This is a genomic window from Pseudomonas sp. RA_35y_Pfl2_P32 (genome assembly GCF_963970735.1).
GTDB lineage: Bacteria > Pseudomonadota > Gammaproteobacteria > Pseudomonadales > Pseudomonadaceae > Aquipseudomonas.
The window spans coordinates 1-255 of record NZ_CAXAQF010000447.1; the positions used below are offsets into that span (position 1 = coordinate 1).

General features: G+C 60.0%; 1 protein-coding gene. It reads left to right on the forward strand.

Going from position 1 to position 255, the window contains the following annotated elements; genetic code table 11:
* The coding region (locus tag AACY45_RS29105) for a transposase (RefSeq protein WP_339548917.1) at positions 1 to 252 on the forward strand (252 nt) is incomplete at its 5' end.
* Between the last annotated feature and the right edge of the window lie 3 nt (positions 253 to 255).

Sequence of the window (255 nt, forward strand, 5' to 3'; positions counted from 1 at the left end):
GGTAAAGATCGGCTACTTGGCATCAGCAAACGTGGCGATGCTTATCTGCGAACACTGATGATCCACGGTGCGCGCTCGGCCCTGCGTACAGCCAAATCCAAAGACGATCGGCTCAGCCAGTGGGCTGCTCGTTTGGCCGAGCGATCACATCCCAATGTGGCCGCTATCGCGCTGGCCAACAAAACCGCACGCATGGCTTGGGCGATGCTGCGCAACGGGACCGATTACCAACCGGATCGGGCTGCGGCCTGATCT